Origin of the sequence: Planococcus beijingensis (genome assembly GCF_016820615.1) — a bacterium.
Taxonomy (GTDB): Bacteria; Bacillota; Bacilli; order Bacillales_A; family Planococcaceae; genus Planococcus; species Planococcus notacanthi.
Map to the genome: position 1 here is coordinate 446071 of NZ_JADHDZ010000001.1, position 19559 is coordinate 465629.

The following is a 19559-nucleotide window of genomic DNA, read 5'->3' on the forward strand; positions in this document are numbered from 1 at the left end:
AGAGGATGGCCAAGAAGATGGAACAGATCCAGCAGGAAGCATTGCAGCGTTATTTGGCATTTGAGGAAGAGAGCCGGGTGGAAGCAAGGGCAGCAGCATCAACAGAACGGATGATGACGCGCTCGAGCATTATCAACCACCACGATAATTTGGCGATGGAGCGGATCATCAACCAAAGCGATTTGTTTCCGATTGCGCATCTGCAGGCGGGGCTCGACGTCAGCAAAGCCGTTTGCCGCATTTCGATCCGCAGCCAATCCGGCCAGCTGGAAAGCTACGGCACGGGATTTCTGGTGGCACCGAATTTATTGCTGACGAACAACCATGTGCTCGAAACGCCCGAGGCGGCGATGTACGCAGTGGCGGAGTTCAATTACGAAGACGATGTCCGCTTTATGCCGCTCGACATCATCAGCTTTCGCTTGGATCCGGAAACGCTTTTCATTACCGATGAGGCGCTGGATTTTACACTCGTGGCGGTAGAGGAAAACAATCAGCACGCCATTCCGCTGATTGATTTTGGCTATTTGCCGCTGCTGCCGAAACCGGGGAAAATCCTCGAAGGCGAATACGTCACCATCATCCAACACCCGAATGGCGGTCCGAAAGCAATCACCATCCGTGAAAATGAAGTCAAATTCATCTCTTCGGATTTTGTCCATTACGTCAGCGATACCGAGCCCGGATCATCGGGGTCGCCGGTTTTCAATGATCAATGGGTAGTCGTGGCGCTGCATCATGCGGGTATTCCAGATCCAAATGACCCCACTAAATGGATTGCCAATGAAGGAATCCGCATCAGTTCGATCATCCAGCATCTCAGCGAGGCGCGCAGCAGCTTGGAAGAAGAACATTCACGTGAACTGCTGGACCAGCTGCTCACTGTTGTCATGCCGGGCTCTGCTGCAGAGCCGATGGAAGTCGGCGTGTTGGCCGAGGATTGGTATGTGGATGCTTCCGGATATAATCCAACTTTTCTTGGACAAGGGTTCGACGTACCTTTACCCGCATTAGGCGAAGCGCTAATAGACGATGTGGCACAAACTGTGGACGGCAAGAGAGTCCTTGATTACATGCATTTCTCGATTGCGATGAGCAAGTCGCGCCGATTGGCGTTTTACACAGCCGTCAACATCGACGGCAACCAGTTGGTGGACGTCAAACGCAGCAACGACCGCTGGTATTTTGATCCGCGGATTGATGAAGCTTACCAGATCGGACCGGAATTTTACCAATCAAACGATATCGACCGCGGCCATTTGGTGCGGCGCCGCGATCCGAACTGGGGCATTGATGCGGTGAAGGCCAATGAACACACATTCCATTTCACCAACTGCTCGCCCCAGCATAAGAATTTCAACCAAAAAGCGTGGCTGGATCTGGAAGATTATTTGCTCGATAATGCCCGCGACCACGGTATGAAAGTCTCGGTGTTCACAGGTCCTGTGTTCCGGGACGATGACGTGCGCTACCGGGATGCCCAGATTCCGGATCAGTTCTGGAAAGTGGCGGTGATGCTGAAAGGCGATGCGGCCTTATCCGCTACCGCTTATCTGCAGACACAGGAAGATTTGATTGGCGGAGACCTGGAATTCGTCTACGGCCAGTTCGGGACTTATCAAGTGCCGGTCACGCAAATCGAAGCACTGACAGGCCTTGATTTTGGCGAATTGCGTGAAGCCGATCCGATGGCAGCGGGGCAAGCAGCTCGTGTCCAGCGGGCGGAGGATATCCGTCTATGAAAATGATGCTGGAACTGGAAGGAGTCACCCGAAAAAGAGACGATAAAACCGTGTTGAATGGCGTCAATTGGCAGGTCCGAAAAGGCGAACATTGGGTGCTGTACGGCTTGAATGGCGCCGGGAAAACCTCACTGCTGGATTTGATCAATGCTTATTTTTTCCCGACGGAAGGGAAAGTGACAGTACTCGGAATGGAATTCGGCAAGACCTATCTGGCAGAAAAGCTGCGCAGCCAGATCGGCTTTGTGTCTGCCTCTATCCAGCAGAAGTTGCCGATCTACGACAATGCATATGAAGTGGTGCTGAGCGGAGCGTTCGCTTCTCTCGGCCTGTATCAGGAAACGACGGATGAAATCGACCGAAAAGGCGTCGAGATTCTTCGGGAACTCGGCTGCCTCGATTACGCCAACCGCGATTATCAAACCTTGTCGCAAGGCGAAAAGCAGCGCGTGTTGATCGGGCGCGCGTTGATGGCGGACCCCGAGTTGCTTATTTTGGACGAACCGACCGCTGGCCTCGATTTCATTGCCCGCGAAGAACTGCTCGAGTCGATCGCCGCCATCACACAAAAGCCGAACGGCCCGACCATCATCTACGTCACCCACCATATTGAAGAGATCTTGCTGCAATTCAATAAAACTTTGCTCCTAAAAGCGGGCAGCGTCTTCGCTTCGGGCAACACGGAAGAGCTCATCACCAGTGAACAGTTGTCCGATTTCTTCGACATGCCCGTAAACGTCGTCTGGAGCAACGGACGGCCCTTGCTGTCAAAAATCCGAAACCACTGAATGGCTAAGGGCGGGCCCCCAAGCCTGCTTGGGACCGAAAGTACTCAGCGGAAAGCGCAGGCTTGCGCTTTCCTTGGGTTGGGCATTCAAGAGGTCTTGGTTGAATTGGACAGTATTGTGTGGAGATTGGACAGTAAATCCATTTATCGGACAGTATTTGCGGCAATTTGGACTGTATCTCACCTCAAACGGACTGTATATCCAATTCACTGGAAGAACTTTGCAGCAATACACCGAATAACTTCAACAAACCCTGTCCGACAAGACATGCTCTTGCCGGACAGGGTTTTATTCTGCTGAAAATCACCGGTAAACTATCTGAACTATCTGCAAACTATGATAAACTGTCGGTAGACAACCCAGATTCTCAGACGTTTTCAAACTATCCGAATGGGAGGAATTGCTATGGCAGAGGGCATTCACAGGATTTTAGAAGAACGTGGGATTCAAGTACCGGAAGCGCATCAGGACATGCTGGTGCAGCAGATGAAAGCGGTGCAGCAATTGCGGGAAACCGTGGACAATTCGCAGCTGAAAGATTTCGATATGGGGCTGGCGCATGTGCCGGGAGGTGAGCGGCCATGAATGAAGAATTGGCAGCACAATCCATTGGGGAATTGGCACCGAAGCTGCGCGACAAACAAGTGTCGCCTGTTGAAGTGACGGAAGCTGTATTGGCCAATGTCAATGCGTATGACGGAGAAATCAACGCCTTTATTCGTGTGCAGAAAGAGCAGGCGCTGGAATCAGCCAGACAGGCGGAGCAGGAAATCCAAAGCGGCAATTACCGCGGCTTCCTGCACGGCATTCCGATGGCGCTGAAGGATATTTTGTATTTTAAGGACGAACCCGCGACGATGGGCTCGAAAATCCATGAAGGATTTATCGCTGATTTTGATGCGACCGTAGTATCGAAGCTCAAGCTGTCTGGCGCGACTTTCCACGGCAAGCTGAATATGCACGAGTATGCATGGGGAGCGACAACGACCAATCCGCATTACGGAGCCTGCAAGAATCCGTGGGACCTCAGCAAAATTCCAGGCGGCTCAAGCGGCGGGTCGGGTGCTGCGGTGGCGGCGAATATGACGATTGCTTCGCTTGGGACAGATACCGGCGGTTCAATCCGGATACCGGCGTCGAGTTGCGGCATTATCGGGTTGAAGCCGACGCATGGCCGCATCAGCAAATACGGCTGTTTTCCGCTGTCGTGGAGCCTCGACCACATCGGCCCGATGACAAAAACCGTTTTCGACGCAGCGCTCCTGCTGGAAGTGCTCGGCGGCTACGATCCAAAAGACCCGACTTCCGTCGACCGGCCGACACAGAATTATTCGGGAGGATTGAATGAAGACGTCAAAGGGATGGTCATCGGCATCGAGGAAGGCTATTTCTTCAAAAATGTCGACAATCGTGTCAATGAAGCGGTACGAAATGCCTTACAGGAGTTGGAGAAGCTCGGTGCTCGAATTGAGACCGTCCGCATTCCATCGCTTGCACAAGCCGAATTTGCGGAACTTGTCACCATCACAACCGAAGCAAGCGCCATCCATCATGACAATCTGGTCAAGCAGCCGGAAAAATTCGGTGATGACGTCCGCTTTTTATTGGAAGTAGGCGAGCTGATGTCCGGTGTCGATTATGTTCAGGCACAACAGATCCGCCGCAAGCTGGATCTCGATTTTGCGGCAGCGTTTGAAAAAGTAGATGTGCTCATTACGCCGACTCTTCCATTCCTGTCACCGCCGATCGGCGACAGCACCGTCGACATCAACGGACAGCCATTAAGCTTTTTGGATGAAGTCATCCGCTTCACGGGACCGGGCAACCTCACCGGCTTGCCGGCACTCAGCATTCCATGCGGTGTCCGCGACGGATTGCCGGTCGGTCTCCAGATTATGGGCCCGGCGTTTCAGGAGGAAAAAGTCCTCAACGTCGCCTACGCAATCGAAAAGCTGGAGCTGATGAAAGGCCATAAGCCGGATTTGACAGCGATTAAGCCCATCTAATTTGAGCCATATAATAAAAGCTGATTTTAGAGCGGAAAGCGCAGGCTTGCGCTTTCCTGGGCTTGGGCATTTATCGTGGTTTGGAAAGTATTTTGCTTCTTCTGGAAAGTATTTAGGCTCAAACAGAAAGTATTTTCAGCCATATGGAAAGTATTTGCCTTAAAACAGAAAGTATATCCAGTTATCTGGAAGAAAACCGCTGATTCTATGCCAATTCAACCTGAAAGGATGACGAAATATGGCCAATACGCATCAATTTCCGGAAGACCGCGTGCATTACACATGGGATAAGGACCCGCAGCCGGTATTGACGATCGACAGCGGGGACCAAGTGGATTTTTCCACCCGGGAAGTGGCGGACGATCAATTCAATAAAGATTCCAAAACCGAAGACATCGCAACGCTCGATTGGGCGAAGGTCTATCCGCTCGCAGGACCCGTCGAGATCCGTGGTGCGGAACCGGGTGATACGTTGGAAGTGGAAATCCTCGACCTAAAGCCGGGAAGTTGGGGCTGGATGGCGATTTTACCTGGGCTCGGCTTGTTGCCGGAAGAGTTTCCAGATGCCTACTTACGGACGTTCGATTTGAGTGACGGTGAATCTATCCATTTCAGCGACAACATCAAAGTGCCCATCACCCCGTTTCTAGGGACGATGGGCGTCGGTCCAGCGAATGCTGAAGGGCAAGCCATTATGCCGCCTGGAACATTCGGCGGCAATATGGACACACGGCAACTGACGGTTGGCACCAAATTGTATTTGCCGGTGCAAGTAGCGGGCGTCATGTTCAGCTGCGGCGATGCCCATGCAGCGCAAGGTGACGGGGAAGTTTGCGTAACGGCGCTCGAATGCCCGATGCAGGCATCGCTGAAATTTCGTCTCATCAAAGGCAAATCGATTCCGGCACCTCAGTTCCAGACAGCTGGCGCATTGACGCCAAAGGTCGACCATAAAGGGTTTTACGGCACGACCGGTGTCGGTCCGGACCTGATGGAAGCGGCGCGCGACGCCATCCGTGCCATGGTCGATCATCTTGTAGAAAACTACGCGCTCGAACCAAAAGACGCTTATTTATTGTCCAGCCTGTGCGTCGACCTGAAAATCTCCGAAATCGTCGATGCGGGCCAGTATGTAGTGAGTGCGTTGCTGCCGCTTGCCGTGTTTCAGGAAAGTTGAATGATCAGAACCAATACACTGCCAAAACGGCAGTGTTTTTCTAATGAAAAAATAAACTCTCTTTAAAGTTATCTGAATTAACTGCATTTTTAATAAACTATATGTTAAACTAAGATAGGATTCAGAAGAGACTAAAATCATCCAATTACTTCCTATTATAACTACACAAGGGAGAGATTTTCTAAATGGAAGACATCTATTTTAAAAAAGACTATGCGCGCTTGTATGAAAAAATCGAGAAGGGAAAATGCGAAGAGTTTATTTTTAATCATCCATCAGGGAAAGTCAGCCACTTATTTATAAAACGCGAAATCCCTATAAAACTGGATGGCCGTGTTTTCTATGATCTGGTGACGCCTTATGGATACGGCGGTCCGTGTATTACTGGCTGCAAAGACGAAGACAGGTTGGCGTTGGCCGCTGCATTCCAGCAGGCTTTCGGCGATCATTGCCTTAAAAACGGAATCGTTGCCGAGTTTGTCCGTTTTCATCCGGTCGTGAAAAACCACTTGGATTTCAGTGGCTGCTATGAATCGAGCTTTAAACGCCATACCATCCAGACCAACCTTGCAGATACAGATGATCCCATTCTTACTGAGTACTCAGCTTCCTGCAGAAGAGATATCCGGCGTGCGTTGAAGGCCGGTGTAGAGTACCGGATTATGGAGCATCCTGAAAATCTGAATGCCTTTAAGGAATTGTATTATTCGACTATGGAGCGAAATGATGCCCAAGCGATTTATTATTTCAATGATGAGTACTTCCAGAATTGCATTGATTTGCTGGGGCCTTATTTAGTGGTGGTGGAAGTGACTTATCAGGGCAACATTATCGGCATGAGCTTAAGCTTTGTCTGTGGTGACTTTATTCACGTTCATCTGACCGGAACGCTTCAGGAATACCACGGGTTGGCTCCCGCTTATGTACTGCAATATGCCCTTGTGCTATGGGGCAAGGAAAAAGGGAAAGCATTGATTCATCATGGTGGCGGGCGGACTGGTGAACCGGATGACAAGCTCTACCTGTTCAAGAAAAAGTTCGGGCGTAATGAGGAATTCGATTACTTTATCGGCCGGAAGGTTTGGAACCCGGCAGTTTACGGCTTATTGTGCAGGTACGCAAATCCGCCACTGGATAAGGAACAGTTTCCTGCCTACCGGCATCAAAGCTCTCTTGTAACCATCAATTAACGGTGCGTTGTCTCATCTGTTTTCAGGAATTACAAAAAAGGTCAAAAGGGCACCGATTTCTGAGTTCGGTCTTGGCCATTTAATAAAAAATCAGCAAGTAAAAAGTTTGTTCCAAGAAACAGTAGGAGGTTCGTTATGAAAGAGATTGGTGGATACTTTGGGTTGGATAATCTGGCAGGCGATGAATTTTATAAAGACCTGATTGGGCTTAATACCGGTCGGCATGCCCTGCAGTACTTGCTGAAAGCGCGGCGCATTACAAAATTGCATATTCCCTATTACTTATGCGACTCGGTCAGCAGGCAGCTGGTGAAGTATGGCTATGAATTTGAGTATTATCATGTGGACCAGGAGTTTCAGCCGATTTTTGACGAAGAACTGGCACCTGGCGAATATTTGTACATCGTGAATTTTTATGGGCAAATTACGGAAGAAAAGACACAGGCATTGAAGCAGCATTATGGGCAGGTGATTCTGGATCACAGCCAGGCTTTTTTCCAGAAGCCGTTGCCTGGTGTCGACACGATCTATTCCTGCCGTAAATTCTTCGGTGTGCCGGACGGTTCTTATTTGGCGACCGATGCGATTCTGCATGAAACGCTCGAGCAGGACATTTCTAAAGACCGCATGAAGCATATACTTGGCCGTTACGAGGCGCCGGCAAGTGAATATTACCATGATTTTCACAGCAATGACGGTGTACTCGATGAAACGCCGCTCCTGACAATGTCGAAACTGACGCGCAATCTGATGGGCGCTATTGACTACGGCCAGAGCTGCCGCATCAGAAATGAAAACTACGCTTACCTGGAACAACAATTGGGTGCAGAAAATCAGATGAATCTGACCAAACCGGAAGGCGCGTTCGCTTATCCGTTGCTGGTGGAGGACGGCATTCCCATCCGAAACAAGCTTGCCCAACAGAAAATCTACATCCCGCTGCTTTGGCCGAATGTTCTTGACGACTGTCCGGAAGACAGCATCGAATACCAATACGCTGCGAATATCCTGCCGCTGCCATGTGATCAACGCTACAATTTAGAGGATATGGCTTACATGGTAGAGATGGTGAAAAAACAGTTGATGTAAAAAGGAGCTCCGGCTTCTTTTTTTGGTTTTATCAATGAAATCAGTGGATTTACAGTTTCTGAAGTAAATCGACTGTAAAAAACATTCCGGTTTTATTAATAAAATCAAAAAAAGATGCTATACTAAACGGAATAATCCACGATCGGAATAGTTTGTATAGAGTTCGAATTACAGAAAAGAGTGAGTCCGTTGTTTACTAATCTTTCTAAGACAATCACCGTCAAAAAACTCATCGTCTGGATGCTGACTGTATGTTTTATGGTTGGCTTGCCGTTTCTCACGTTGTATGTCAGCGAAACGATTGTCCGAAAAGCGTTGGACATGCCGTTTTCTGTCTGGACGACGGAGTTTACCAAACGTTTTGCCTTGAATATCATCATCTTAATTGCCATCTTCAATGTCTTGTATATCCTGCCGCGCAAGTGGTTCATGTTCACCAGTTTTCTGGTGAGCTGTATCCTGGTTATTTTTGCGGTGGCCAATAATATGAAAATCGAGCTGCGCAATTCCCCGATTTCCCTTGGCGATTTCGCTTTGCTCAATGAACTGCGCGGTCTGGAAAATCCCGTCGATTTGTCGATGCCGCTCATCATCGGGGGCAGTGTGGCTTTTCTTGCCATCACGGCTGCGATTTTCTGGCTGGTGCCGAAAGTCAAAGAATTGTGGGTGCTGAAAATCGGCGTATCCATCCTGTCCATGGCTTTCCTGGCCATTTTATGGACGGGCTATCCGTTTTCACCGATGGAAAAAGTGCAATTCCAAAATACCTGGTGGCAGCAGGAAGTCGGAACGATGAGGAATGGCTTGTTCGGCAATTTTGTCTTGCTGGCGCAACAGGCAAAAATCGACCCGCCGGAAGGCTACTCGAAAAACACCATTGAATCGATCGGCAAGGACTATGTGCCGGCCGAAAGCACGGCAGAAGAAAAGCCGAACGTCATCATTCTCATGAGCGAAGCCTTCATCGACCCGTATCATTTTGGGGAAGAGCATTTTACCCAGGACCCGATTCCAAATTTCCGCATGCTGTACGATGAATCGATGCACGGTACCATGTATTCGCCGGAATTCGGCGGGGGAACGGCGAACGTGGAGTTTGAAGCGTTGACCGGTTTGAGCCGACAGTTCATGCCGGACAGTTCTGTCGCTTATCAGCTGTATGTCAAGAAGCCTTTGCCTTCCGCTGCTTATGCATTCAAGGACGCCGGATATGAAACGACCGCCATCCATTCGTATTTCGGCTGGTATTACCAGCGGGAATCGGTTTATCGTCTGCTGGGCTTTGATCAATTTATTTCCGGGGAAATGATGGATCTGGACCACGCGCTTGGTTCCGGCTGGGGCTTTCCGAAAGACCATAACATTACCAATTCGGTGCTGGAAACCCTGGACACGACCGAAGGACTGGATTTTGTCCATGCTGTAGCGGTTGAGGGACATCAGCCTTATAAGCCGCAGGAAGAGTCCGAGTTGGTGAAAACCGGTGAACTTCCGGACATCACCCGGCAGTACTTGAATAAATTCACCGATAAGATGAACAGCGTCGACAAAGAAATCGGCCGCCTTGTAGAAGAACTCGAAAAACGCGACGAGCCGTCGATTTTGGTTTTCTTCGGCGATCATTACCCGACTTTCGGGAACAATAACCAAGTCTACGGTTCGCAAGGGACGCAAATCGCGAACAATATGCTGGGGGATTACGACGATTTCATCAATACTCACAACGTCCCTTACTTCATTTGGAAGTCGGAAGGCAACGAGCCGAAAGAACTGGACTTGTCGCCCAATCAATTCGGGGCCATCGCTTTGGAAATGGCCGGCGTCAAAGGGAATACAGTGACCGCCATTCTGGATGATATGCGGGCAAAAGGCGATGCTGTCATTCCGTATAACCAGTGGCAAAAGCAGATGGGCGCACAGACAGAAGAAATGGGTGACCTGCATCAAATCCAATTTGATTTGCTTCACGGCAAACGCCATGTTGAAAAAACGATTCCTGGTTTGATTGCCATGCCGGCGAACGATTACCACCTGGGACTGTATCCCGAAATGGATGTCCAGAAAATCATCAGCAACGGCAATTCCTTTGAAATCCTGACCAAGGGCGTTCCGAAGTTCACAAAAATATTGAGTGAAAATGATGAGGAGCTAGTGGCCGAATGGAATGAACTCGGCAGTGGGCTTTCGACATTTACGGTCAATAAAAGCGATGTGGAAGCCGGAGAAAAATTCCGGTTTGCCCTATACGATTCATTGGAAAATATTCTGCGGAACACCGATTATTTTGAAATAGCGGAAACGCCGTAATACGCAAAAGGAGCACATGAAGTCGAAACTTCATGTGCTCCTTTTTTATCTTTTATTCAAACCAAAAGTTGGTAAAGTCATATTTATATGCGCGGTAAGAGAACGTGCTCGCCTCATACTTGAACTGGGCCAAAAGCTCGCCTTCTGCGCTGTATTCTTCCAAGGTCTTGGCCATGCCGCTGTTGATGACGATCGAGTCGCCAGTCGATTGTGCATTGCTGACGATGGAGGAATAAGGAACGTCGAATTCCTGGACCAGGTCATAGCTGCGGTTGGTTTCGTCCACCAGGAACTTCGTGAATTTGGAACGGTCCTGGTCATTTGCTTCGAAAGTCTGGCTGGTGTCACGGATGACTGCCCCTGTGTAATCCGGGCGGCTTTCGTACCACCAGTAATTATTGTTGTACATATACAAGTAATATTGGCCTTCCGGCAAGCTGTCGTCCGCCACATAGGTAACGGAATGCTGGCCTGCTTGGCTTGGAAATTCGCTGCTTTTTTTGAGCCGCAGTTCTTCGCCTTCAGTGCCTTCCCAGACATCGTGGATGCCGATCAAGTAATTGATGGTCGGCTGCGTATAGATGTCATCAACTTTGATGATGGTCGAATTTTCCCGCGCGCTGAGGATCAGCGAGTCGCCTGCCAAGTCAATGGAGTTGAAATGAAGCCAATCCCAAACACTTTTTCCGTCTGTTTCAACGGGTTTCGTTTTTTGCTTATAGCCGCTCAGCAGTTCATTGAAATCGACCAGCAGTTTTTGTTCACCGGTGTTCAAGTCAATGCTCATCACCAAGTCTTCAACGGTGTTTTTAGCCGGATCGGAAACGAGTGTCAGCACTTGGCCGTCTTCGTTGATGACAAAATCATGGTGCATGACATAACCGTTAAGTTCGAATGTATCAGTGATTTTTCCGAGCGGGTTCATCCGCGCGAGCTTTTGGTCGGTCGTGGTGAAGACCATCGAATCTTCGTAAGCCACCATCCGGTCCATGCGGTAATCTTCCGAAATGATTTCAGCGCGCATGGTGCCTGCGTTATCGAACAGGAACGTGTAGCCATCATAATTATTGACACCCATCAACGCGAACAAGCCGTCAGCGAGTTCCGTATTTCCGGAAGACGCCGTCTGTTCCATGGTGATCGGGTAGCCGGAAGTGGTTGCAGGTGCCGCCACTTTGAATGAATAAGTATCGCCTTGTGTGCCTTCTTCATTGATATAGGTCACTTCAACCGTATTTTCTTTGCCTGGCACTAGACCGATCACTTGATATTCTGCTTCTGCAGCAGCGGGATTGGCGTCTTTTGCATCACGCGTAAAATCCGATGCGCCTTCTGCAGAAACCGTATACGTCAATGTACCGGAATCCGCTGCCTGAAAATGAAGATAAAGCCCGGTGGTATTGGTGCCGAATGGATTCATGACCGCAAGCGGCTCGGACACTTTATAGTTTTCTTCCTGTTTCAGGGCATCCAGCTCTTCTTGGAGCCGGTCGACAATTTTCACGTCATAAGCGGAACTGGAAGGGCTCACCCGCGTATCGAGAAATTCAAGCTCTTCCACCGTAACTTCTATTTCGCCGTGATCCTTCATTTTCACTTCTTCGCTGCAGCCGGTGAGCAAGCCCGCAAACAGCAGTGCAGCACCGGATAGCCAAAATTTTCGTTTCATTATGTAATCCTCCATTAGTTGATCGGAATCATTAAACCTTAGTAACTTTACCATATATGAAAGTTATATTTCAATTTTATGATGGATTTTTATTACTTTCAATGAAGGGAATTTAAAGGAATTTGAATTCTTTGTGGCGAATGCAACTGAAAACGAAGCAAAGGAGTGTTTCCAATGGCAGAAGAAAACAAAGTACAGCCGGGATCCATCATTTCTTCAGATTTAACCGTTCATCATGCAGAAACGGTCCGCGATTTCTATAAGGAAGTCGTGGGGTGGGGGCATAGTGATTTTCAGATGGGAAACTATGCTGATTATATGATGAACACGCCGGATGGAAATCCGGCTGCAGGAATTTGTCACCAGGCGGGAGTCAATGAAGGATTGCCACAGCTATGGCTCGTTTATTTCGCGGTTGCGGATCTGAAACAAAGTCTCGAAGCTTGCCAAAACCGCGGCGGCATCGTCCACCGTGAACCCGAAGGCGCCATCGTGCCAGGAAGCTACGCCATCATCGAATATCCAGCCGGCGCTTTCTGCGGGCTGAGCCAGATTTAAAAAAGCTGTTGCCTAGAGAAAAAAGCGGAAAGCGCAGGCCTGCGCTTTCCCATACTTGGGCATCCGGCGGGTTTAGGGTGTTGGACAGTATTCAGGTGAGAACGGACCGTATTTTCCTCAATCTGACAGTATTTGTATCCCATTGGACTGTATATGCCAGAGTTTGGACTGTATATGCAACAACTGGAAGAATCATCGGCCTCGCATTTAAAGAATATTGACGATACCTCCATATAATCTCCTCGACAAGAATGATAGTCTATAAGTAATGAATTTATGATTGAAATGCGTTTCGGATTCTGTAGATAACGGACAAAAAACTGCTTATTCAGGAATTCCATTTCCTGTTCCAGGCGGAAAATAGCGTTGTTGAATCAAAAAAATATATTTAATATATACGCTTCAAAGTACTTATATTTTTTCCGGTATATGGTATGATTCAAAATAGATCAGCTATACGGAAACGATATTAATATATTAACTCACTCGACAATTTTTGAGGGTTGTCCGGTCGATTCTGTATGAAATGTCTATTATCAGCCGATCAGGATTCACCATCAGTTCATTAATTGGAGGTTTATTATGTACACTATAGGATTTGTCATCAGCCACAAAAATAATGAAAAAAGAAGAGCGCTTTTGCCGCAGGATATGCCGAACATCAAGAATATCAAACAGCTATTTTTCGAAGTGGGATATGGCGAGGCACTGGGTTACTCGGATGCCGAGTATGAAGTGTCAGGCGCTCAATTCGTTTCGCGTGAAGAAGTGCTCCAATGTGATGCCATTGTTGATGTGAAATTGGGCAATGCGGATTATTTCGACCAATTGACGCCAGGGAAACTGTTGATCGGTTGGGCACATGCCGTTCAGGATATTGCCTTTACAGATTCGGTGCTTGCAGGAGACCATACAGTGGTCGCTTGGGAGGAGATGTTTGAAGACGGCCGTTACATCTTTTACCGCAACCGCGAAGTTGCTGGAGAAGCGGCGATTCTTCAAGCCTACCAATATTGCGGCAAAATGCCTTATGAAACGAAAGTGGCGGTTCTTGGAAATGGCCATACGACAAAAGGTGTGCTGCGCATTCTTCACGGCTTAGGTGCCGATGTCGATGTCTACGGCCGCAAGCTGGAATCCCTGTTCATCAAGAACATGGGCAATTACGATGTGCTCGTCAACTGCGTTATGTGGGATACGACACGTACAGACCGCATCATCTATAAGGAAGATCTGAAGCGCCTGAAAAAAGGAGCGATGATCGTCGACGTCAGCTGTGACCCGAACATGGAAATCGAAACGTCCCGTCCGTCGACCATCGATGATCCCGTCTATACAGTGGATGGCATCATCCATTACACGGTGGACAACACGCCGGCAATGTTCCCGCACACAGTCACGAAAGTGCTGAGCGAAGGATTTTCCCCAATGGTCGATCACTTTGTCGAAGGCAATTGGACCGACATGATCCGTGATTCCGTAGTCATCGAAAACGGCCACATCATTGATCACCACATTAAAGAGTTCAGAGAAGCCAGAAACCTATTAGTGAAATAAAGAAAACAGCCGTTTCCAGTGAAATCATTGATTTCATGGGAAGCGGCTGTTTTTTATTGACCTCTTACTTACCGATCAGTTCCGTAGCCATGTAAACTTTGAGCTTATCAAACAAATAAGCTTGCCCTTTCGTATTCGGGTACAGCGAATTCTGCATCAATGCCGTTTGGGAGATGGCATCACTATGGATTTCAGTAGCCATCACTCCGTAGAAATCAAAGAAATGAACGTTGTTGGCAGCAGCCAACGCTTCGCTTGCCTTCATATAAGGCATCATCTCTCTATTGTCCCCGACAGAAGTAGTCGGGTTCGGCGTGCGGATCAGCACTTCCGTATCACCAGATGCCGTGATTTCCTCTAATATCACTCCGTAGTTTTTGGCATACTCTTCAACCGGAATTCTCCAACCGCCGAGTGCATCGTTCAGTCCAGCGGAAATGACGACCAAATCAGGTGAATGATTCAAGACGTCACTGGCAATGCGCTGTTTCATATGGGAAACGGTATTGGCATTCATCCCGGCGTTGACGATTGTTGCTTGATCCGGATAATTGGATTCGAACCATTTTTCCAGCAATGCCACATGATTCGGATTGCCGTCCGGCAGCGAGTCTGGGGACGTCACATAATCGCCTAGAAAGACGATGGTGACAGAATCTCCTGCAGCCAGTTTCTCCGCAAACGTCATGGGTTCTTCTGCAGCCAATGCCTGAGCGCTGCTCGTTTCAGGGAGGAGTGCTGTTTCTTCTGTGATTTCGATATGGCCGAAGTTGTTTTCGCCGATGATAATCACTAGGATTAGGCTAATGATAAGTACGTAAACTAACTTGTTGAGCATCATATTACCTACCTTTCTTGTTAAACGTAATTACATATTACCATAAATGATAGTATAATTAACTAAAATTTCAGAATTTTTATGAGTATTCAGCCTTAAATCCCTTGAATGGACTGTTTTCATAGTTTTAAACGGTTATAATGGGGAACAGTATAAGTAATGTATAACTGTCACGGATATAAAGGAGGCGCCGGAAATGAAGCAAATAGGAGAGAAATTGAAAAAATTAAGAGAAGGCAATCAGCTGAGTGTAGACGAGCTGGCGCTTGCATTGGGTTTTGCAAAAACAGTGATTTGGGGATATGAAAGCGGCAAAAAGCAGGTAAGTGTTTCCCATCTGGAAATATTGGCCGATTATTATAAAGTGACTGTCGATTTCTTATTGGAACGGGAACAAATCTCTGACACATTGGACCTTCTAAACCTAACGGATTTGAATTCCATCAAACTGGTTGTAGATGACCAGCCGGTGAATCAAGAAGAACTTGCAGAAGTAACCTCTTATCTACAGGTCAAACGCCGCTTAAAAGAAGAAGCTAATCAGCTTCAAGGACGGATTGCAGACTTGAAAGAGGGCTAATAAAAAGTGCAAAGCAGCCATCAATGGATGGATGCTTTTTTTAGTGGGTACAGAGTGCCGGGCAGTCACTTGGAAGTAGAGCGGACATCGATTCAGCTCTTTGTTTGAAATGCCCTTTTCAAGGGAAGAGACCCCAGTAATCGAACTGGAAGTATTGGAGGAGATAGGCATGACGGCGGCTTTGGCGACGGTTTTATTGTGCATCGGTTATTTGGCATTCACAGTTGATAAAAAACAAGAGAACTTTCCGGTGCCTGTCGTACTTGTGCTGATCGGCATCGGTTTGTCATTCATCCCTTATTTCAAGGAGATCGAAGTGACGGAAACGATGATTTACGATGTATTTCTGCCGGGGCTTTTATTTGTATCGGCTTATCAGTTCTCTACAGATGCACTGCGAAAAAATGCCGGCATTATCGGGTTGCTCAGTACTGTCGGACTTGGATTGACGATCGCCTTGGTCGGTTTGGCGGTCTATTGGATCGGGGGCTGGTTCTTTTCCGTCTCGTTGGCAGGGGCGATGGTGGTTGCGGCAGTTCTGGCGCCGACAGATCCGGCTTCGGTCGTTTCAATCCTGAAAAAGTCTTCGCCTGACAAGAGCATCGCCGATATCGTCGATGGAGAATCCATGATCAATGACGGCACCAGCATCGTTTTGTTCAGTGTATTGGCAGGGATCTATCTTGAATCGCAATCGCTCGATGTGCTGTCGGCATTGGGTGAGTTTTTCTATGTCTCAGCAGGCGGTGTTATTCTTGGCGTTGCAGTGGGGTGGCTATTGAGCAAAGCCGTCCATATCACCCATCACCGGGATTACCAGGTCATGCTCAGTATCGCTTTGGCATACGGGGCTTTTCAGCTGGCCGAAAGCTTCGGGTTTTCGGGTGTTTTGGCGACTGTTTCAGCAGGCATCATGCTGTCCTGGGAATTTTCCCACACCAATAAGGAAGACCATTACCGGGAGGCCTTATCCGGCTTTTGGGATGTGGTCGAACCTTCCTTATTGTCGCTGCTGTTTTTGCTGATCGGGATTGAAGCGACAGAGCATCTGGTCTGGGACAATTGGCTATTGGCCATCCTTATTTTATTCGTCAGTATCGCGATTCGTTTTGTGATCGTGGGCGGTACGTTCAAGCTGTTGGCTGGTGCAAAGCATGAAGCGATTTGGAAAAAAGCGCTCCTTATTTCCTGGTCCGGCATACGCGGTTCGATGTCGGTATTCCTTTTGCTCCAGCTCGGGGTGATGGCAGCAGGAGGCGCTGCAGATGAGTTGATTTCACTCAGCTTTTCCGTGGTCATCTTGTCGCTGATCATCCAGAGCCTGGGCATCCATCCTTTGTCTAAATTATTGGAATCAAAATAAACCAGCCCTCGTGTGGAAGCTAAGGCTTCTGCATGGGGGCTGGTCTGTTTATGCTTTTACATATAATTCTTCAATCATTTCAGGAAGCATCGGTTTATGGAAGAAATAGCCCTGAGCTTGATTGCATTTTTTGGTTTTCAAAAAAGCCAGTTGTTCCGGCGTTTCCACACCTTCTGCAATCACATTCAGCTCCAGGTTATGGGCCATCTGAATAATGGTATCAACCAGAGCCGCGTCTTTGGGATTGCTGTGGATATTGCGTGTGAAATGCTGGTCGATTTTTAATGTATCAATCGGGAACATTTTCAAATAGCTCAAGGAGGAATAACCCGTGCCGAAATCATCAATCGACAAATGGATGCCCATAGCTTTCAATTCCTGCATTTTTGAAATGGCGGAAGCTGTTCCTTGGATGATGCTTTCAGTCAATTCGAGTTCCAAAAACTCAGGAGCAAGCCCTGACTGGTTCAAAGCGGATGTAACGATTTCGGCGATATTGCCTTGGGAAAACTGCTTTGCAGAAATGTTTACAGCCACGCGGAAAGGCTCTAAACCAGCATCCTGCCAGGATTTATTCTGCTGGCAGGCCGTATGGAGAACGTATTCGCCGATCTGGAGAATCATGCTGTTTTCTTCCGCGATGGGAATGAATTCTGCTGGAGAAATCGGTCCCAAAAGCGAGTGATTCCAGCGGACCAACGCTTCGACGCCGATGATTTTTTCGGACGTGATGTCGATCTGCGGCTGGTAATGGACCGTAAACTCGCCAAGCTCCAATCCTTTACGGATACTCATGGAAATTTTGGATTTCCGTGAGACCAACTCATTCATTTCGGAAGTGAAGAATTGGAAGTTGTTTCGCCCTTCCTCTTTGGCGCGGTACATGGCGATGTCGGCATTCTTGACCAGTATTTCCGGTGACTGGCCATCAGAAGGGAAGAGGCTGCCGCCGATTGACGAAGTAGTAAAGACGGTTTCATCATTTAATAGGAAAGGTTCGTTCAGCGCACCGAGAATTTTTTGTGCAACCGCTTCTGTTTTCGTATAATCCGCATTCAGCAGCAATACGATGAATTCATCGCCGCCAAGGCGTGCTAGCGTATCTGTTTTTGAAAGGCAGGATTTGATGCGTGTGCTTGCCTCAACCAACAGGCGATCCCCGGTTTGATGGCCATAAGTGTCGTTGATCAGTTTAAATTGGTCAAGGTCCAGATAAAGGATAGACAGCACTTTCCCATTGCCTGCTGCCTGATCGATTGACGACTCGAGACGATCGTTGAATAAGCGCCGGTTCGGCAGTTCGGTCAAGGAATCCAAATAAACGAGATTGCTGATTTTCTCTTCTGTTGCTTTCCGTTCGGTGATGTCCCGGATGATCAGGCTGTAATAAGCGCTGTTCGCCATCTGCCAAGTGCCCATGGACAATTCCACTGGAAATCGGGTGCCATCTTTTTTAAAGCCAATCAATTCAATGGTTTTGCCGATCAGGTCCAATGAATCGTGTTCCAGATGAGTTTGATGTTCGAAAATCATTCGGACATTCTGTTGTAGGATCTCTTCTTTACTGTAGCCGAAAAGCGATTGAGCTCCATTATTCCATTGGCTAATGGTTCCTGCAGCATCTGTAACGACAATGCCGTCTGCAGTGGACTCGATGACCGAGTGGAATTGGCGATCGTAATCGTCTGACAGAGACTTCACTTTCGTCTCACTGCGGATCCTGGTGATGGCAATCAGCAAAATCAGCGCCATCCCAATTCCGACATTATAGGCAATATAACTGCTGCCCATCGTATTTCCGGCCATTGTATGTGTGTGTGAATCCATTTTAAATTGCACAGCTGCCATGCCGACATAATGCATTCCTGAAACGCCTATGGCAATCAATGCTGCACTGACGACTTTCAGTCCAATCAGCTTGCTGCGTGCCCGCGCATAAAACAGCAGGAACATCGCCAGGAGCGAAGCGGCCAAAGCGACGAAAACTGACAGGATAACCAAAGGCACATCGTATTGGATGTTGGCCTGCATCTGCATAGCTGCCATACCGCTGTAATGCATGGCAATAATGCCGATTGTAATCATTATGGCACCTATGGCCACTTCTATTTTGCGGACTTGTGGTTTGCTGGTGATGGCAAAGGCAATTCCGCTGGCAAATAAGGCAGGGAAAATAGAAAGAATGACTAAGGGTGTATGATAAGTGACCTCCACTGATAGATGGGAAGCCAGCATGCCGATGAAATGCATGGACCAAATTCCAAGGCCCATGACCAGAGCGCCATGAAGAATCCATTTAACCCGATCTCTGCCGACAGTGGAAAATAATGTGCTGCTTATAGTTAAAGCTGTATAAGCAGAAATGAAAACGACAGCAATGGATAAAACAAATAATGGCCAATCGTAAGATAATGGTAATAAGTTCAAAAATTTCACTCTTTCTTTTAACTTGAATGGGTGTTTAGGGTTGACTATACAGAAAAAACAGGAAGTTATTAATAGATTTATAGACCTATAGTCCATTTATTTTAGCATCTTAGTACTGTTTTGATAATAAATTTAAATTTCTGTCAACTCAAGGGTGCTTAATTGCTCAGACTGCTTTATACTGAATAGTAAATGGAAAATAAAGAAAATAATTTGGTTTATTTGTAGAACATTGTTCGGATTCAGCAAAATGTATGCAATGAGTTGT

Annotated in this window: 16 protein-coding genes; 13 read left to right on the forward strand and 3 right to left on the reverse strand. The window is 47.8% G+C overall.

Annotated elements, in window-relative coordinates:
- The first annotated feature begins 5 nt into the window (after positions 1 to 5).
- From IRE19_RS02090 to IRE19_RS02130, 9 genes are all read left to right on the forward strand, one after another.
- Entirely contained in the window at positions 6 to 1742 is a 1737-nt protein-coding gene (locus tag IRE19_RS02090) for a DNA/RNA non-specific endonuclease (protein ID WP_203339161.1), read from the forward strand.
- Between the two features lie 2 nt (positions 1743 to 1744).
- Positions 1745 to 2530 carry an ABC transporter ATP-binding protein gene (locus tag IRE19_RS02095; RefSeq protein ID WP_203339684.1) on the forward strand — a complete coding sequence of 262 codons (786 nt, stop codon included), beginning with the start codon at positions 1745 to 1747 and terminating at the stop codon, positions 2528 to 2530.
- Positions 2531 to 2630: 100 nt separating this feature from the next.
- Entirely contained in the window at positions 2631 to 2771 is a 141-nt protein-coding gene (locus tag IRE19_RS02100) for a hypothetical protein (protein WP_203339162.1), read from the forward strand.
- Positions 2772 to 2935: 164 nt separating this feature from the next.
- Complete coding sequence (locus IRE19_RS02105; protein WP_203339163.1) at positions 2936 to 3115, forward strand: hypothetical protein; 180 nt, start codon at positions 2936 to 2938, stop codon at positions 3113 to 3115.
- Positions 3112 to 4536 (forward strand): amidase, encoded by a 1425-nt coding sequence (locus IRE19_RS02110; protein ID WP_203339164.1) that lies wholly within the window; start codon positions 3112 to 3114, stop codon positions 4534 to 4536. The genes IRE19_RS02105 and IRE19_RS02110 overlap by 4 nt, the downstream gene beginning before the upstream one ends.
- A gap of 238 nt (positions 4537 to 4774) precedes the next feature.
- On the forward strand, positions 4775 to 5713 hold the full coding sequence (locus tag IRE19_RS02115; protein WP_203339165.1) for an acetamidase/formamidase family protein: 939 nt from the start codon (positions 4775 to 4777) through the stop codon (positions 5711 to 5713).
- Positions 5714 to 5898: 185 nt separating this feature from the next.
- Positions 5899 to 6903, forward strand: a complete 1005-nt coding sequence (locus tag IRE19_RS02120) for a GNAT family N-acetyltransferase (RefSeq protein ID WP_203339166.1) — start codon at positions 5899 to 5901, stop codon at positions 6901 to 6903.
- Positions 6904 to 7038: 135 nt separating this feature from the next.
- Positions 7039 to 7992: a hypothetical protein gene (locus IRE19_RS02125; RefSeq protein ID WP_203339167.1), complete on the forward strand. Its 954-nt coding sequence runs from the start codon at positions 7039 to 7041 to the stop codon at positions 7990 to 7992.
- 189 nt (positions 7993 to 8181) lie between these two features.
- Positions 8182 to 10299: an LTA synthase family protein gene (locus IRE19_RS02130; RefSeq protein ID WP_203339168.1), complete on the forward strand. Its 2118-nt coding sequence runs from the start codon at positions 8182 to 8184 to the stop codon at positions 10297 to 10299.
- Between the two features lie 52 nt (positions 10300 to 10351).
- Here the strand turns inward: IRE19_RS02130 and IRE19_RS02135 are convergent, their stop codons facing one another.
- Positions 10352 to 11968 carry an aryl-sulfate sulfotransferase gene (locus IRE19_RS02135; RefSeq protein ID WP_203339169.1) on the reverse strand — a complete coding sequence of 539 codons (1617 nt, stop codon included), beginning with the start codon at positions 11966 to 11968 and terminating at the stop codon, positions 10352 to 10354.
- A gap of 174 nt (positions 11969 to 12142) precedes the next feature.
- Between IRE19_RS02135 and IRE19_RS02140 the strand changes: the two genes are divergently transcribed.
- A complete protein-coding gene (locus tag IRE19_RS02140; RefSeq protein ID WP_203339170.1) occupies positions 12143 to 12526 on the forward strand; it encodes a VOC family protein in 384 nt (127 codons plus the stop codon).
- A gap of 582 nt (positions 12527 to 13108) precedes the next feature.
- Positions 13109 to 14083 (forward strand): N(5)-(carboxyethyl)ornithine synthase, encoded by a 975-nt coding sequence (locus IRE19_RS02145; protein WP_203339171.1) that lies wholly within the window; start codon positions 13109 to 13111, stop codon positions 14081 to 14083.
- A gap of 64 nt (positions 14084 to 14147) precedes the next feature.
- Here IRE19_RS02145 and IRE19_RS02150 read toward each other — a convergent pair whose 3' ends face one another.
- Positions 14148 to 14924, reverse strand: coding sequence for an SGNH/GDSL hydrolase family protein (locus IRE19_RS02150; protein ID WP_203339172.1), 777 nt, complete (start codon positions 14922 to 14924; stop codon positions 14148 to 14150).
- A 193-nt stretch (positions 14925 to 15117) separates the two neighbouring features.
- Here IRE19_RS02150 and IRE19_RS02155 point away from each other — a divergent pair, with 193 nt between their 5' ends.
- Complete coding sequence (locus tag IRE19_RS02155; RefSeq protein ID WP_203339173.1) at positions 15118 to 15501, forward strand: helix-turn-helix domain-containing protein; 384 nt, start codon at positions 15118 to 15120, stop codon at positions 15499 to 15501.
- Between the two features lie 169 nt (positions 15502 to 15670).
- Entirely contained in the window at positions 15671 to 16864 is a 1194-nt protein-coding gene (locus tag IRE19_RS02160) for a cation:proton antiporter (RefSeq protein WP_203339174.1), read from the forward strand.
- A 48-nt stretch (positions 16865 to 16912) separates the two neighbouring features.
- On the opposite strand, the gene IRE19_RS02165 is transcribed toward IRE19_RS02160, so the two are convergent.
- Complete coding sequence (locus IRE19_RS02165) at positions 16913 to 19300, reverse strand: EAL domain-containing protein (RefSeq protein ID WP_432419927.1); 2388 nt, start codon at positions 19298 to 19300, stop codon at positions 16913 to 16915.
- Between the last annotated feature and the right edge of the window lie 259 nt (positions 19301 to 19559).

Excerpts from the sequence above, each read along its gene's own strand:
- IRE19_RS02090 (WP_203339161.1), top strand. The coding sequence starts at position 6 with ATGGCCAAGAAGATGGAACAGATCCAGCAGGAAGCATTGCAGCGTTAT.
- IRE19_RS02095 (WP_203339684.1), top strand. The coding sequence starts at position 1,745 with ATGATGCTGGAACTGGAAGGAGTCACCCGAAAAAGAGACGATAAAACC.
- IRE19_RS02105 (WP_203339163.1), top strand. The coding sequence starts at position 2,936 with ATGGCAGAGGGCATTCACAGGATTTTAGAAGAACGTGGGATTCAAGTA.
- IRE19_RS02110 (WP_203339164.1), top strand. The coding sequence starts at position 3,112 with ATGAATGAAGAATTGGCAGCACAATCCATTGGGGAATTGGCACCGAAG.
- IRE19_RS02115 (WP_203339165.1), top strand. The coding sequence starts at position 4,775 with ATGGCCAATACGCATCAATTTCCGGAAGACCGCGTGCATTACACATGG.
- IRE19_RS02120 (WP_203339166.1), top strand. The coding sequence starts at position 5,899 with ATGGAAGACATCTATTTTAAAAAAGACTATGCGCGCTTGTATGAAAAA.
- IRE19_RS02125 (WP_203339167.1), top strand. The coding sequence starts at position 7,039 with ATGAAAGAGATTGGTGGATACTTTGGGTTGGATAATCTGGCAGGCGAT.
- IRE19_RS02135 (WP_203339169.1), bottom strand. The coding sequence starts at position 11,968 with ATGAAACGAAAATTTTGGCTATCCGGTGCTGCACTGCTGTTTGCGGGC.
- IRE19_RS02140 (WP_203339170.1), top strand. The coding sequence starts at position 12,143 with ATGGCAGAAGAAAACAAAGTACAGCCGGGATCCATCATTTCTTCAGAT.
- IRE19_RS02145 (WP_203339171.1), top strand. The coding sequence starts at position 13,109 with ATGTACACTATAGGATTTGTCATCAGCCACAAAAATAATGAAAAAAGA.
- IRE19_RS02150 (WP_203339172.1), bottom strand. The coding sequence starts at position 14,924 with ATGATGCTCAACAAGTTAGTTTACGTACTTATCATTAGCCTAATCCTA.
- IRE19_RS02155 (WP_203339173.1), top strand. The coding sequence starts at position 15,118 with ATGAAGCAAATAGGAGAGAAATTGAAAAAATTAAGAGAAGGCAATCAG.
- IRE19_RS02160 (WP_203339174.1), top strand. The coding sequence starts at position 15,671 with ATGACGGCGGCTTTGGCGACGGTTTTATTGTGCATCGGTTATTTGGCA.